11 protein-coding genes and 1 rRNA gene are annotated in these 14,700 nt (G+C 44.8%); 10 read left to right on the forward strand and 2 right to left on the reverse strand.

Going from position 1 to position 14,700, the window contains the following annotated elements:
- The 4 genes from rrf to HFD99_RS22550 all read left to right on the forward strand — a co-directional run.
- Positions 1–76: ribosomal RNA gene (gene rrf, locus HFD99_RS26120) — 5S ribosomal RNA — on the forward strand; the annotation flags it as partial.
- 381 nt (positions 77–457) lie between these two features.
- Entirely contained in the window at positions 458–1,309 is an 852-nt protein-coding gene (locus HFD99_RS22540) for an alpha/beta fold hydrolase (protein WP_123797195.1), read from the forward strand.
- Positions 1,310–1,728: 419 nt separating this feature from the next.
- On the forward strand, positions 1,729–2,451 hold the full coding sequence (locus tag HFD99_RS22545; RefSeq protein ID WP_045245252.1) for a YjjG family noncanonical pyrimidine nucleotidase: 723 nt from the start codon (positions 1,729–1,731) through the stop codon (positions 2,449–2,451).
- On the forward strand, positions 2,452–3,012 hold the full coding sequence (locus tag HFD99_RS22550) for a GNAT family N-acetyltransferase (RefSeq protein WP_019687226.1): 561 nt from the start codon (positions 2,452–2,454) through the stop codon (positions 3,010–3,012).
- Positions 3,013–3,077: 65 nt separating this feature from the next.
- On the opposite strand, the gene HFD99_RS22555 is transcribed toward HFD99_RS22550, so the two are convergent.
- On the reverse strand, positions 3,078–5,354 hold the full coding sequence (locus HFD99_RS22555; RefSeq protein ID WP_123797196.1) for an alpha-galactosidase: 2,277 nt from the start codon (positions 5,352–5,354) through the stop codon (positions 3,078–3,080).
- A gap of 39 nt (positions 5,355–5,393) precedes the next feature.
- Positions 5,394–6,392: a LacI family DNA-binding transcriptional regulator gene (locus HFD99_RS22560; protein ID WP_123797197.1), complete on the reverse strand. Its 999-nt coding sequence runs from the start codon at positions 6,390–6,392 to the stop codon at positions 5,394–5,396.
- A 175-nt stretch (positions 6,393–6,567) separates the two neighbouring features.
- On the opposite strand from HFD99_RS22560, the gene HFD99_RS22565 reads away from it, so the two are divergent.
- The 6 genes from HFD99_RS22565 (at position 6,568) to HFD99_RS22590 (ending at position 14,598) form a co-directional block, all read left to right on the forward strand.
- On the forward strand, positions 6,568–8,376 hold the full coding sequence (locus HFD99_RS22565; protein WP_123797198.1) for a sensor histidine kinase: 1,809 nt from the start codon (positions 6,568–6,570) through the stop codon (positions 8,374–8,376).
- The gene (locus tag HFD99_RS22570) at positions 8,369–9,475 is read left to right on the forward strand and encodes a response regulator transcription factor (protein ID WP_016818756.1); all 1,107 of its coding nucleotides are present in this window, start codon (positions 8,369–8,371) and stop codon (positions 9,473–9,475) included. The genes HFD99_RS22565 and HFD99_RS22570 overlap by 8 nt, the downstream gene beginning before the upstream one ends.
- Positions 9,476–9,671: 196 nt before the next feature.
- Positions 9,672–10,973, forward strand: coding sequence for an ABC transporter substrate-binding protein (locus HFD99_RS22575; protein WP_039277281.1), 1,302 nt, complete (start codon positions 9,672–9,674; stop codon positions 10,971–10,973).
- Between the two features lie 79 nt (positions 10,974–11,052).
- Positions 11,053–11,931 carry a carbohydrate ABC transporter permease gene (locus tag HFD99_RS22580; RefSeq protein WP_016818758.1) on the forward strand — a complete coding sequence of 293 codons (879 nt, stop codon included), beginning with the start codon at positions 11,053–11,055 and terminating at the stop codon, positions 11,929–11,931.
- Positions 11,932–11,959: 28 nt separating this feature from the next.
- A complete protein-coding gene (locus HFD99_RS22585; RefSeq protein ID WP_013371135.1) occupies positions 11,960–12,802 on the forward strand; it encodes a carbohydrate ABC transporter permease in 843 nt (280 codons plus the stop codon).
- Between the two features lie 194 nt (positions 12,803–12,996).
- Positions 12,997–14,598 (forward strand): alpha-amylase family glycosyl hydrolase, encoded by a 1,602-nt coding sequence (locus HFD99_RS22590; RefSeq protein ID WP_167441007.1) that lies wholly within the window; start codon positions 12,997–12,999, stop codon positions 14,596–14,598.
- The last annotated feature ends 102 nt before the right edge of the window (positions 14,599–14,700 follow it).

The raw sequence follows: 14,700 nt of genomic DNA on the forward strand, positions 1-14,700 counted from the left end.
GAACACGACCGTTAAGCCCTCCAGCGCCGATGGTACTTGGACCGCAGGGTCCTGGGAGAGTAGGACGTTGCCAAGCACGAAAAAAGAGCACAGCCATTAGGGTTGTGCTCTTTTTGTATAACCGATTTATTTATCGGTCACCTGAACGGCTCATGCCATGCCTTCGGTTAAAAGTACTACAATACTCTGGTTGTTCCTTATACAGTACTGCCTGGAGGGCACTTAAGGATTGAAGTTTATGGGTAATTTCCTTTTGCCACTTTGTATCTCCGACTTGTACGGCAAGATTGAGAAGATCCAAATTCGGTTTTGTTTTTGAAAAAATCATGTTAAACTTTTCTCATAAAATAAACGGACTTTCAGAGGTGAGTTGTAGTGCTGGAACGCTCTATGGAGAATACAAGGGATTTAAACAACGGAAAGGGAGTGATTTAAAGAAGAAAAGGAGACGATGAGGATGAGCACTTATCAAACGGTTATTAGTGATGGATTTGAGCTGAAATATACTATAAGAGGTAACGGAAAGCCGATATTGGTGATCGGCAGTAGTGTATATTATCCTCGCATATTTTCAGACCATTTATATAAAAAGTTTCAGTTTATTTTCTTAGATCATAGAGGGTTTGCAAAACCGACTCGTGCTTTAAAACCAGAAGACTATACTTTGGATAAAGTCATCAAAGACATAGAAACAGCAAGACAATGCCTTCATTTAGATCCATTTATCATATTAGGACATTCCGGGCATGCTTTTATGGCTTTGGAATATGCTAAACAATACCCAGACTATGTTGAAAAAGTGGTGCTATTAAATTCAGCGCCTACGAACAGCCAAGAAAGACAACGGCAAAGCTTGTCATACTTTTATGAAACGGCCAGTCCAGCCAGAAAAGAACGTTTTGAAAAAGATATTGTTTTATTAGAGGATGATATCAAAAGAGATCCCGACAGAAGATTTGTTCACGTGTGTATACGTATGGGAGCCCAAAGTTTTTATGATTATACCTATGATGCAGCTCATATGTGGAATGATGTGCACACGAACATGCCTATCATTGATTATTTATGGGGAGAAGCCTTCGGAAAGATAGATTTGATACAGTCCTTGGGAGATGTCGATAAGCCCATGTTTATTGGTCTTGGAAGAACTGATTACTTAGTCGCGCCTGTTTCATTGTGGGATCGGGTCGATGATAGCTATACGAACGTAAAAAAGGTGGTTTTTGAGCATAGTGGCCATAATCCGATGTTTGAAGAACCTCATTATTTTGATCAAACATTAACCGAATGGATTAATGAAAATCACTAGGTTTTTAAAACAGTCGATTCCGGTACTGGAAACAGACTTGAAGATGATGGCAGGTTGACCCTAAAGATCTACGAATGGAGAACAAATAGTTTGAATTTTAAAAGGAGAATGTTTATCTTTAGGCTTGTCACTGAAGCATCGGGGACAGCTTGAGTTAGCATTCTCCTTTCATTTATAAATCGCTATGGTAGTAGTTTGGCACGAAGCATGTTACTTCGCACTGGCTCAAACTCATAGAAAATATTACTCCATTCTTTTTGTCATGACTTGACGGATCAATGAGGTTCTGTATAATAACCGAGAGATCATACTGTAATGATTGTCTATTTTCCGTTTTTTTATATACCATCTGGAACAATTCCAAGGCTCACGGAACTTAACCACAATGTAAAGTTATGATATGGAGGTTGGAGGTCGTTTTGAAATACGAAATTATTTTATTTGATGTTGATGATACGCTGTTTGATTTTAAAATGGCAGAGAGCCATGCGCTACATAATACGTTCACCCAATTTGGATTGCCGCAAGGGGCCACAGAGTACAAATCCAGCTATGATGAGATTAATAGTGTGTTGTGGCGAGAGGCAGAGGAAGGACTTATTACCTCGGCACAGTTGCGGGTGGAAAGATTTAAACGATTGTTTACTGTCCATAAGCTAGACTTCAATCCAGACGCCTTTAGTGCTGCTTATTTACGTTATTTGGGTGAAGGTGCTTTTTTGATGGACGGAGCGATTGAATTATGTGATGTACTATCTGAGTGTCGTTTGGCGATTATTACGAATGGAATCAAAGAGGTCCAAACCTCAAGAATTCAGCTTTCCCCGCTGCGTGATGTGTTTGAGCAGGTAATTATTTCAGAAGAAGTGGGTTGCCAAAAGCCACAAGCTGGTATTTTCGATTACGCATTTGCCAAGCTAGCCATTTCAGATAAAAGTAAGGTCCTTATGGTCGGCGATTCTTTAACCTCTGATATTCAAGGAGGGAATAAGTACGGAATTGATACCTGCTGGTTCAACCCTGCCAGAAAAACAAATACGTCTGGTATTCAACCCACTTATGAAATAACAAGTTTGATGGAACTACTGAGTAGTGTACTTTCAATAGGGTCTGTACTGAATCGTACGTCGGCGGAAATCTAGATGAATGATGTAGAAATCAGAAGACCGAAAGTTAAAGATGCCGAAAAGTTAAATGAATTGTTTAGAATAGTGATTACAGACACATTTGCTAAAGAAGGTATTGGAAGCAAGCTGGAGGATATAGAGGATGAAATTGAGACTAAAAGAGCGTATTTGGAAAGTGACTTAGAAAGCCACGGTGAGCAACGATATTTTTTAATCGCTGTAGACGGGGATCGAATAATGGGTTCAATTGAATATGGCCCGGCAAGTGAACTTATAAGTAAATCTACCAATGATGCATTAAAAAATTTGTGCGAGGTAGGAACTGTATTTGTTCACCCTGACTACCAGAAGATTGGAGTAGGAAATTTATTATTGAAATCAATGTATCTGGCGTTGAAAGATAGAGGAGTAGAAGAATTTTGTTTAGATAGTGGGTATCGTATTGCACAAAAAATATGGGAAAAGAAGTTTGGAACTCCTGATTATTTATTAAAAGATTATTGGGGAAAAGGCTTTGATCATATGATATGGAGAATCAAAATCAAGGATGCTATTAAATGGTCACAAAGTTATTAAACAAGGCAGGTCGGAAAATCGACCTGCCTTGTTTTAATTTTTTATCGTCACCGGCTGAACTATGATTAACAGGAGATAGCTTTAAGGCGGAAGGTAGAGCTGGCAAAATCCCCAGTGAGATCCGAGACAACAAGTCCAATCTTCATTAGACGGTCACCTCCAAAAATTTCACCGTCGAACGCCACACGGAAGGGGGAGACGCCATCTTCAGCCAAGGTACCACCGACAGGTTCTGAAGTATTGCTGGTTGCCCCGGTTTCGATTATATACTTTTTAGCTGGGTCAAGTCCTTTTAGAGTTAGTCGCCGGATAGGACCATTTGGCTCAGCCAACACACGGAAGTAAGCGACAAAAGCTTCGGACTGGTCCTCGCTAACAAACATCCAGGCAGTATTGCCTCGGCCCTCAAACGGACTAAGAAGTCGATACATATCTCCCTGCTGTACAAGGGAACGGATTTCTTTATACTGGGCAATTTGTCTGGCAGCAAGCTCTTTTTCTTCATTCGTAAATGCAGTAAGGTCAAGCTCGTAGCCAAAATTCCCGCTCATTGCCACGTCGCCACGTATGGCGAGGGAGGTGTTTCGTCCCACCTGGTGGTTCGGCACGTTCGATACGTGGGCCCCCATGGTACTGGCCGGATACACGATGCTGGTGCCGTACTGGATAGCCAATCTTTCAATAGCATCAGTGTCATCACTGGTCCATGTCTGCGGCATATAGTAGAGCATCCCGGGATCGAATCGTCCACCTCCACCAGAACAGCTTTCAAACAAGATGTCCGGGAAGCGTGAGGTCAGGCGTTCCAGCAGGTCATAAAGTCCGAGCATATAACGGTGCGCAGTTTCTTTTTGACGTTCGCTAGTAGCGGTAGCCGAAGCAATCTCCGTCATATTACGATTCATGTCCCACTTGACATAAGTAATTGGGGCGATCGAGAATACGGAGCTCAGCGTCTCGTACAAGTAATCGCATACTTCCTTGCGGGAGAGATCAAGCACCAATTGGGATCGGCCTTCCGTCCGCCGCCGACCTTCCGCATGTAGGCACCAGTCGGGATGGGTGCGGTACAGTTCACTATCAGGTGATACCATTTCCGGCTCAACCCACAAGCCAAATTGTAATCCTTGTTCATTAACCCGTTTGGCTAGGTCGGTGAGACCTCCAGGTAGCTTGCGGCGGTCCTCGAACCAGTCCCCAAGCGAACTGTTGTCGTTGTCGCGCTTGCCAAACCAACCGTCATCAAGAACAAATAGCTCAATTCCAAGAGGTCCCGCTTCTTTGGCAATCGCCTCGATTTTATTGGCGTCGAAGTCAAAATATGTGGCTTCCCAATTGTTCACGAGAATCGGGCGTTCCTTGTCGCGATAAGTTCCCCGGCACAGACGTGTGCGGTAGAGTCGGTGATAGGTGCGCGACATGCCCCCAAGACCTTCTTCGGAAAAGACCAGCACGGCTTCAGGGGTCTGGAATGACTGACCCGGTTCAAGACGCCAGGAGAAGTCAAAAGGATTGATTCCGATACTTACACGGGTCTGATTAAACTGTTCTACTTCCGCCTGCGCAACGAAATTGCTGCTGTAGATTAGACTGAAGCCGTACACATCCCCACGATCTTCTGTTGCATCTGGACGAAGCAGGGCCAAAAAAGGATTCATTTGGTGACTGCTCGAGCCTCGCCGGCTTTCCAACCGAATGGCGCCGGGTCCAAGATCGCGGCGTTGGATATGTCTTTCCCGAACCCAGGCTCCAGATAGATAGAGAGCTTGATAATTGGAATCGGCGAAGTCGACAGAGGCGCTCATCGCCTGCTCAATATTCATGACAGCGCTTCCCTTATGTTCAAAAAGAGTAGACCTAGCAATAGCGCTGTGGTTCGCAAATACAGTATAGAGCAGTGTAGCCTTAAGACCTGAGTGCTGGTCCTCAAGGAACAACAGGAGAGTTGTTGCTTCATCATCCGATTCGGTATAGACGGAAGGGAGGCCTTCAAGCTTTGGTTTGCCCGGTTCAACACGGTGGCCACTATATTTTAGCTCCGTAGTTCGAGTTCCATCCGCAAGCGCAACCTGATAAGCCGGTTGACGGAAGTCACTTGTCCCATACTGTGGATATTCCTGTGGAAGCGCATCCAAAGAAAGCACGCGATTAGAAGAAACGGGAGTGGGGGAGAAGGAGCAGCGCTCTCTAAGCTCCAATATACTTGCGAGACTTTGGTCATGATGAAGTTGAGCTCCCCAATAGACATGTGCAGGATATCCTTCTACCAGCTGGATAATATAGCTGCAATCCTTGGACTGCAGGTGAAACAAACCAAGCGCCTCGTTAACATGAATGTTCATGATATTCACTCCTTAGGGGGTTATCATCTCGATTGACTCTCAAATATTGACTTTACTGTTGATGCATGAGCTTTCCCGTATGACAAGCTTAGTCCCGATCACGCTGTACGCAGGTGGTTCACGTCCCTCAAACCGTTCAGAGAGCAACTGCACGGCAGCTTTTCCCATTTGTTCGGGATAGGCACGTACAGTAGTTAGCGGAGGCTGCACGAAGGCCGCCATCTCAATGTCGTCGAAGCCGACAACAGCCATATCTTCGGGTACCTTGACTCCATGTCCATGAAGGGCGCGGAGGGCTCCAATGGCGAGCGGATCGCTGGCAGCGAAGCAGGCTGTCGGTCGTTCCTGCTCGGCTAGAAGCTCGTTCATCATTAGATATCCATCCGCAGTACTCCAGGCGCCTATGCGGACGAACTTCGGATTATACAAACCTCGTTCCCGCATGAATCGTTCAAAATAATGCGCCCTTCGCTCTCCATCGCTCTTCCCGCCAATAAATCCGATTTGTCGGTGGCCAAGCTCGAGCAGATGTCCAAGTGCCTGGTCAACCGCCTGCCGAAAATGGAGTCGTACGGAATCGTATTCCAGCTGCTCATGGTACTGGTCGACAAGGACAATGGTGTTCTTGTCCGGATACAGCTTGGACACCTCTTTAGGATCAACGCCGCCCACGACAATCAGACCATCCGCCTTCTGCAAGGTGTCGAGAGATGAACGGCCTCGCAGCGTCTGTCCCAATGTCAGGCCAAGCTCTTCACAGCGCAGTTCGATTCCACGGCGGATCGAGGCGTAATACGGATCGTCTCTTTCCTCCTCAATGGAACACCACAGCAGGAGGGAGACCGTTTTCCCGGCACGTTCCGTGTTCCTCTTTAACTGCCTCAGGCGGGAAGGCTTATACCCGAGCTGCTCAGCAATTAAAAAAATTCTGTTTTTGGTGTCTGGACTCACGGATAGTGACAGATCGTTATTTAAAACCCTTGAAACGGTTGCGGCAGACACTCCCGCTTCGCGGGCAATGTCTTTAATGGTTGCCAAAGAGCTCACACCTTTTTAGTTAATAATTTTACTAAAAATCGACTTTATCCTAACACATACTTTTGGTACTTTCAAGATGGATTGTTGAATTTTTTTAACATTATTTTAGTTCTACTACTGTTCAGATTAGTTGTGTTAACATGATGAATATTCTCTGATGACGGAGGGGTCTTATTTGAATATTCTGTCCCTAGCTCGTAAGTGGTTTGGTCGCCTTCGCTTTAAAAGCAAGGTTATAGCGGTATTTCTCCCGCTGATCATTATTTCTCTGCTCATTCTTGGACTTGTGTCCAACCAACTTTTCAGTCGTTCATTGATAGAGCAAACGACCAGCAACGTAGTTGACGAATCTCAGCTTATCCTGTCCCGGACCGACTACATATTCAGTAGTGTGGAAACGGCGGCCAACATTATGGTCACGAATATTAACCGGATGTATGATTCATACGGTGCTAGACCTGATACTGCCATAGATCGTGTTCAATTTGGTAACCTGATGCAAAGCCGTCTATCTATTGATTTATCAATCTTTCGCGAAGTGGATGCGGCGGTATTTATTGATAATGAAGGGACAATTTTTGCTTCTTATACCGAAAGTGGGGATGATAGTAAAGTCTATAGCATGCTCAAGCGGGTAAGGGAATCCGAAAGTTATGGACAAGCACTCTGGTTTGATATGGAGAAGAGAGATTTCCTAACACCGGATCCCAACTCTCCGGTTTTGACGCTGGGAAAGATGGTCATTAATATAGACACCGGCGAACCCTATGGAACGCTTTTTCTGTTAGTGAAGGAAGAAGGTTTGTCTGATTATTTTCGTTCCAGCGATCCCGATGCGCCCAAATCTTATTATTTTTTAGATAACGAGATGCGTGTGGCTGTGGCAGAAGACAATGGGATGCTGATGAAGCCAGTGAGTTCACAGTTAGCGGAGGCCATCCAAGGCTGTGGATCTGATGTGTCCCCAAAAACATGTTCATTTGAGGATAGCGGCAATCTCGTAACGGTCAATGATTATAACCGGATGGGTTGGAAGCTGGTCAATATTGTTTCTCTTAACCTGCTTACAGCTGATGTCCGACAAAATGTAAGGCTTTCACTCTTAATCGGCGTATTTTGTCTTGCTTTTTCCTGGCTCGGTGCTAGCTTCCTGTCCAAAATGGTCGTTAGTCCTCTCGAACAGCTGACTAGAGCCATGCGAAAAGTAGTAGCCGGCGATTTACAATCGGTTGCGATAGTTCGAACAGAAGATGAAATCGGTACCATTGCTGAAGCTTTTAACTTTATGATAAGACGGATTCGGGAATTGCTGGATGAAGTGAGGCAGGAGCAAAACCGCAAGCGTGAATATGAACTCGCATTGATGACGGCTCAAATAAAACCGCATTTTCTGTACAACACTTTAGATACCATTTATGCACTGAATGAGTTGGATCGTAATGATGAGGCTAGAGATACTACGAAGGCGCTGGCAGATTTTTATCGAATGGTGCTAAATAAAGGACGGGAACTCATTATTTTAGAGAAGGAAGCTCAGATTACCGATGATTACCTGACAATTCTGCAAATCCGTTATCCCGATGTGTTCCGCTATGAAGTGGATATCCCTCCAGAACTTGCGGGTACACCGATTCCGAAACTCTCGCTCCAGCCACTTGTCGAGAATTCTATTTACCATGGTCTTAAGAAGAAAGGAACCAAAGGTTTTATCCGTATTTTCGCTTTTGAACAGAACGATAGAGTGATCGTCCGGGTGGAGGACAACGGTGTGGGGATGGACGAAATTCAAGTTCAGAATATTATGTCCAGACATTTACCGAAAGAAGGAATACGATCAATCGGTACCTATAGCGTTCAGCAACGGCTGAGCCTGTATTTTGGCGAGGAGTATGGGATATCCGTGCAGAGTGTTCTCGGAGAGGGGACCATTGTTGACCTGTCGCTACCAACGCAGCCAAAGGGGAGTGTACACCAAGATGTATAAAGTGATGATTGTTGATGATGAGCCGCTGTTTCGAGACTTTCTGCGAATTAAGATAGACTGGGAAAGTCACGGCTTTCGGGTTTGCTGTGAAGCAAGGAACGGGCAGGAAGCACTTCAGGAAGCCGAGCGGCATCAGCCGCACCTTGCCCTCGTTGATATCAATATGCCCTTTATTGACGGAATTGAATTAGCCGAGAGGTTGAAAGTCAAGTTCGAACGAATCGTAATTGTATTCATATCCGGGCATAACGAGTTTGAATATCTACAGAAGGCCGTTCGAACTGGAGTGCAGGATTATTTGCTGAAACCGTTCAATGCAGAAGAAATGCTCTCAATGTTGGAGCGTATTAAAGCGAAATTACCAGTGCTTCCACAGGAGAGTGAAAGTGCAGAGTTAAGGGGACAGGACGGCGAAGTGTTGCATAGCAGAGCAGGTATGCCTGATTTGGGTCATCTACGCGATGCGGTTGTGCTTGACCTCCGAATGAAAGACAGTGAAACGCTAGAGGAGGTCCGCAAGGCAATCCGCCAGCTTAGTAAATATAAATGGGGAGATGAATATGCAGATGCGATGCTTATGGGAATCGTATCTTTAGCCCTTTCTTTTGCCAGTGAACGTGGCATTCCTTATGACCAGCTATGGGAAAACGGAGGAGACAAGTCTCCTTACGAACGGCTGCGAGAGTTAGATTCCTGGGAGGCTGCTGAAGGTTGGATGCTCGCCCTATACCGCAAGCTGATCCTGCTCATGGAGAATATGCGTCCTACGAAGGCTTCCAATTTATTCGCGGCGGCGATCAACTATATTGAGGAACATTATGCAGACGCAGAGTTGTCTGCTGAGCAGGTGTCGTGCGGAGTATTCGTCGATCCCAGCTACCTGCGCCGTGTATTTCGCAAGGAGTCTGGCTTTTCCATAGTGGATCACATTACACACATCCGAATGAAGAAGGCTAAGGAGCTTCTGCTGAAAGGCAATCGGAAGCTGTCAGAAATCGCTGAAAGTGTCGGTTACAGTGACCCCAATTATTTCAGCAAATGTTTTAAGAAACGTTTTGGTATGACACCCACTGAATATGAGCAACTCAAAAAGAGATAGTATCTGCCTTGTGAGGCAGAACACATCAATTTAAGCCTGGCGGTTTTCCTATATGGAGGACCGCTGCTCTATTTGTCCCGTTTTTTACTGATAATACCCGTTTTATTCCTTAAAGAAGAATAGAGGCAGCGGTATACTGTAGTCAAGCAAATGAAAGCGCAATCATCAAAGACTCTTCATGAGGGGGATAAAACAAATGAAAAAAAATCTTAAAATTTGGAGTGCAGCCTTGCTAGTACTCACCATGTCCGTCGGATTGGTTGCTTGTGGCGAAGACAACTCAGCCTCTTCCAATAACGGATCAGGGGACGGAACGATCAAATTGAAGGTGTATGCGCAGCATTTCGATGACGATACCATTAAGCCGTTCGATTATGCGGTGGCAGAGCTCAAAAAGAAGATGCCAAACATAGAAATTGAATTGGATCCTGCCGTGCAGGACGGAGGCCAGAAGCTTAAAACATATGCGGCAACGGGCAACATGCCAGATGTTTATTTAGCGGATTGGTCTGTCCTGCAAACTTTTGCAAAATCGAAAAATGTCGAGGTTCTTGACAACTATGACACAACAGCCGAATTCAAGAAGAGTCTTAACCCGGGAGTTGAATCGCGTTTGGTAGCTCCTGACAATCATGTGTATGCTTACCCTGAAACTGGTATTGAATTCCAAATGATTTATTACAACAAGTCCATTTTTGAGAAGGTAGGAATTAAAACACCGCTTAAGACGATTGACCAGATGGCCGATGCAGCGAAAAAGTTAAAAGCTGCTGGTTATGTACCGATGTCGATCTTTGCAAAGGAAAAATGGATTACGACCGCTTTTTATAACGGACTGGTTACAAGAGAGCAGCCGCGTGGATTTGGAGCACTTGAGGAGAAGGGTGTAAAAGCATTGCCAGAAGCATTCGTAACAGCAGCACAGCAAATGAAGCAACTGCAAAGAGCCGGATTGTTCGATGCCAACGCTACGAACACCAATTATGATCAGGCATCCTCCCTATTTTATCAGGGCAAAGCTGCCATGTTCGTGAATGGACAATGGGAAATTTACAGTTCCCAGGAAAAGCTGGGCGATCAAGTCGATTGGATGTACTGGCCTGCAAAGGATGAAGCAACCTACGAGAAGTCCAAATATTTTATTGACGGCTCAGGTTCTCCGCAAGGTTATGCAGTATCAGCGAATAGCAAAAATAAGGAAACAGCCGTAAAGGTAGCGGCATTCCTTGCCTCGAAGTCAGCAGAGTACAGATACACTCAACTTGGAAGTCCGATAGTTCCAGTGAAAGTAGATAAGCCAATGGCCTCCAATGTTCCAGCAATGATGCAGCGAGTTGTCAAAGAGTTGCTGCCTAATGCGCAGGAATATGCTCAACTTCTTAGCAATACAAAAATTCAGAACACCATTAATGACAATACTCAAAATATGATGGTAGACAACTTTTCTGAAAACGATTTTGTGAGCAATCTGAATAGCACATTGAATAAAGAAAACTGAGAATTCAGGGAATCGGCAACCCTTGGCGGCATAAGGCGCTGGGGGGTGCTGTTCCAAAGATAAGGGGTGGAAGCAAGACATGAATAAATATTTGGGGAACAAACCGGCGCTCGCACTGTTTCTCCTCCCTGCTTTGATACTGTATAGCGTGATTCTAATCTATCCTGTTTTGCAAACCGTTCTTCGCAGCTTTTATGATTGGGATGGTCTTAGTACGCTGACCTTTTCGGGATTGAATAATTACCGAGAATTATTCTCCGATCCTCTACTTGGGACTTCACTTAAGAACGGATTGATCTTTGCAATTGTACTGGCAGTCTTTCAGATCGGACTGGGAACGATATTGGCACTAATCTGTGCGGACCCACGTACACGCGGGCGGAAAATACTGAAAACGGCTTATTTTATCCCAGTTGTCCTATCGGTAACCGTGGTGTGCCAGCTATGGATTGCAATCTACGATCCAACCAACGGATTAATCAACCGACTGTTTGAACTCTTGAACATCCCGTATCAGCAAAATTGGTTGAGCTCCCCAACAACATCCATTATTGCCATCGCCTTTGTTAATGCCTGGCAGTTTATGGGATACCAATTCTCTTTGTTATATGCGGGAGTTAAGTCAATACCCGAAGACTACTTTGAGGCGGCCACGATTGACGGTTGCAGCAAATGGAAAGCGCATCTGCATGTTACGCTTCCTTTAATGAGGGAAACATACAAATTTTGCTTCATTATCGCGATAACCTCTGGAATAGGGGCGTTTGTGCAGATGCTGATTATGACAAATGGTGGGCCCGGCACTACAAACTATACAATGACATTCATGATTTATCGCTATGCTTTTATGGAGAGCAACTATGGTTATGCGTGTGCTGTATCCGTGCTGCTTGTATTAATCTCGTTATTGGCAACTGTAGTTATCAATAAGCTGTTCGACCGCGGACAAACCGCCTGATGAGGCGTGTATTGAAAAGGAGAACGAAATGAGTAAAACCGCTTTGAGCAAGTTCAGACATGCTGCCCTGCAGATACCACTGTGGTTGTATCTAATTGTTTCGGTCTACCCGTTGTTTTGGATGGTATCCTACTCGTTAAAGAACAACGATGAGATCTTCGTCTCTAACCCATTTGGACTGCCAACGCATTTTCGATACGAAAATTATATTAATGCCTGGACACAATTTAATATTCCCCGTTACTTTCTGAACAGTCTGGTCGTATCCACGATTTCGACTCTGTTTATCCTTTTACTAGCTCTGATGTTTGCCTTCGCAGTGGCTCGTATGAGGTGGAGATTTCGTTCTACTGTCCGGACTTATATGACCATAGGAATGTTTATGCCACTTCAGGTTATCATGATACCGCTGGCGATTCTGGTTCGCGATTTTAATCTAACGAATACGTATGGAGCTCTTATTCTTCCTTATATCGCAATTGGCCTTCCTTTCTCGTCCATGATTTTCTATGGGTTCCTTACAGGAATCCCTAAGGAGATAGAAGAGGCAGCATGCATGGATGGAGCTAATATTTATAGACTGTTCCTGAAAATCATTGTACCCCTTGCATTACCTGCAATTGCAACTGTAGCCATTTTTCAATTTTTGAACAACTGGAATGAGTTCACTTTGGCCTATATTCTCATTTCTGATGAAAATATGAAGACATTGCCGCTAGGCTTGCTTTTCTTCCAAGGTTCTTATAGTACAGATTGGGGAGCCATGGGGGCTGTTATGACTATTGCCTCCTTACCGATGGTACTCGTGTATCTGTTCTTGAGTGAACAAGTGGAGCGGGCGATGACGGTAGGTTCCGCTGTAAAAGGATAAAAATAGACTTGCAAGCAAACTGCCTGGGTTAAGGATCAGAAAAAGATCCTCTAACCCAGGCAGTTTGTTCGATACAGACATCAAACAATAAAATCGATATTTTCCACTATAATAGATAATAATATCCCCTTTTTTTGGGTGGTTTTTCTTTATAATGAAGGCGCACCCATAACAATTAAAGGAGCTGATATGTTTTGACTCGTAACAAACGCTTAAGAAAATGGTCCACGATCCTGTTAACGGTGCCTATGCTCACGATGTTCGCCTCAAGTGCAATGGCCGAGCAGGATATGAACGGGCATAAGCCTCCGAATTCTGCTGGAAGCGGCGTGTTTTACGAAATTTATATCAATTCTTTTTATGATTCGAACGGGGACGGACATGGTGATTTAAAAGGTATTACGCAAAAGCTTGATTACTTAAACGACGGCAATCCCCGTTCGGGTAAGGATTTGCAGGTCAGCGGTCTCTGGCTCATGCCACTGAATCCGTCTCCAAGCTACCATAAATATGATGTAACTGACTACTATCAAGTGGACCCGCAGTACGGGAATCTGAATGATTTCCGCACCTTGACGAAAGAAGCAAAAAGAAAAGGTGTCAAGGTGATCATTGACCTTGTTATCAATCATTCAAGCAGCGAGCACCCTTGGTTCAAGGAGGCCAGTGCCAACCCGCAAAGCAAATACCATGACTATTACGTATGGGCAGATGAGAATACAAACCTGGATGAAAAGGGATCATGGGGCCAGCAGGTATGGCATAAGAATCCGAATGGCGAAGGGTATTTTTACGGTACCTTCTGGTCCGGGATGCCGGATCTGAATTTTGATAATCCCGAAGTCCGCAAGGAAATGATCAAAGTCGGTAAGTATTGGCTACAGCAAGGTGCAGACGGCTTCCGGCTTGATGCGGCGATGCATATTTTTAAAGGGCAAACGAAGGACGGTGCCGATAAAAACATTGCGTGGTGGAATGAATTCCGTTCCGAGATGGAAAAGATAAATCAAAACGTATATCTGGCAGGAGAGGTATGGGATAAACCGGAGACAATAGCTCCTTATTACGAATCGCTCCACTCTCTGTTTAATTTTGACCTGGGCGGAACGATATTGAACTCTGTGAAAAACGGTCGAGATCAAGGTATTGTTACATTCTCCGAGAAAACGCTGAAGCTGTACAAATCATACAATAAGGCGGCACTCGATGCTCCATTTTTAAGCAATCATGACCAAACCCGAGTTATGAGCGAGCTGGGCGGGGATGTACGAAAAGCCAAGCTGGCTGCATCCATTCTTTTGACGTTGCCGGGTCAGCCGTTTCTCTATTATGGGGAAGAGATCGGCATGAAGGGAGAGAAGCCCGATGAGTATCTTCGAGAGCCTATGCGCTGGTACAAGGGAGAAGGCCTCGGTCAAACAAAGTGGGAGGAACCCAAATACAACAAAGGCGAAGTATCGGTGGAAGCGCAGTTGCGGGACAATGATTCTCTGCTGGAAAGCTACCGCACGTTTATCCGTCTGAGGGAAGAACATGAGGCTCTTCGCAGCGACAGTCTAGAGCCGATCCAAGCAGGTTCTGCCAGCGTGACGGCATACAAACGTTCTTCAGGCAAAGAAACATTGTATGTATATCATAATCTGTCAGGAGAGCCGGTTACCATCCAGATGAAAGATCGAGATAAGGAAAAGCGGAAAGTGGTTTTCTCTACCTCAAAGGATGCTAAAGTAAGGAAAGAAACGGTGACGATTCCCGCTTACAGTTCTTTAATTACCCAAGAAGATAGAAAGAGCTGAGCTACGCAAACTTACAGCCACAATAAGGATGGATATTTATTGGTAAATACATGTGGGGGGTGTGAAGAACACCCCTCTTGTAAAACTGTAATATATACTCAA

Source organism: Paenibacillus sp. EKM301P (assembly GCF_011800295.1).
In the GTDB taxonomy this organism is placed as follows: domain Bacteria; phylum Bacillota; class Bacilli; order Paenibacillales; family Paenibacillaceae; genus Paenibacillus; species Paenibacillus polymyxa.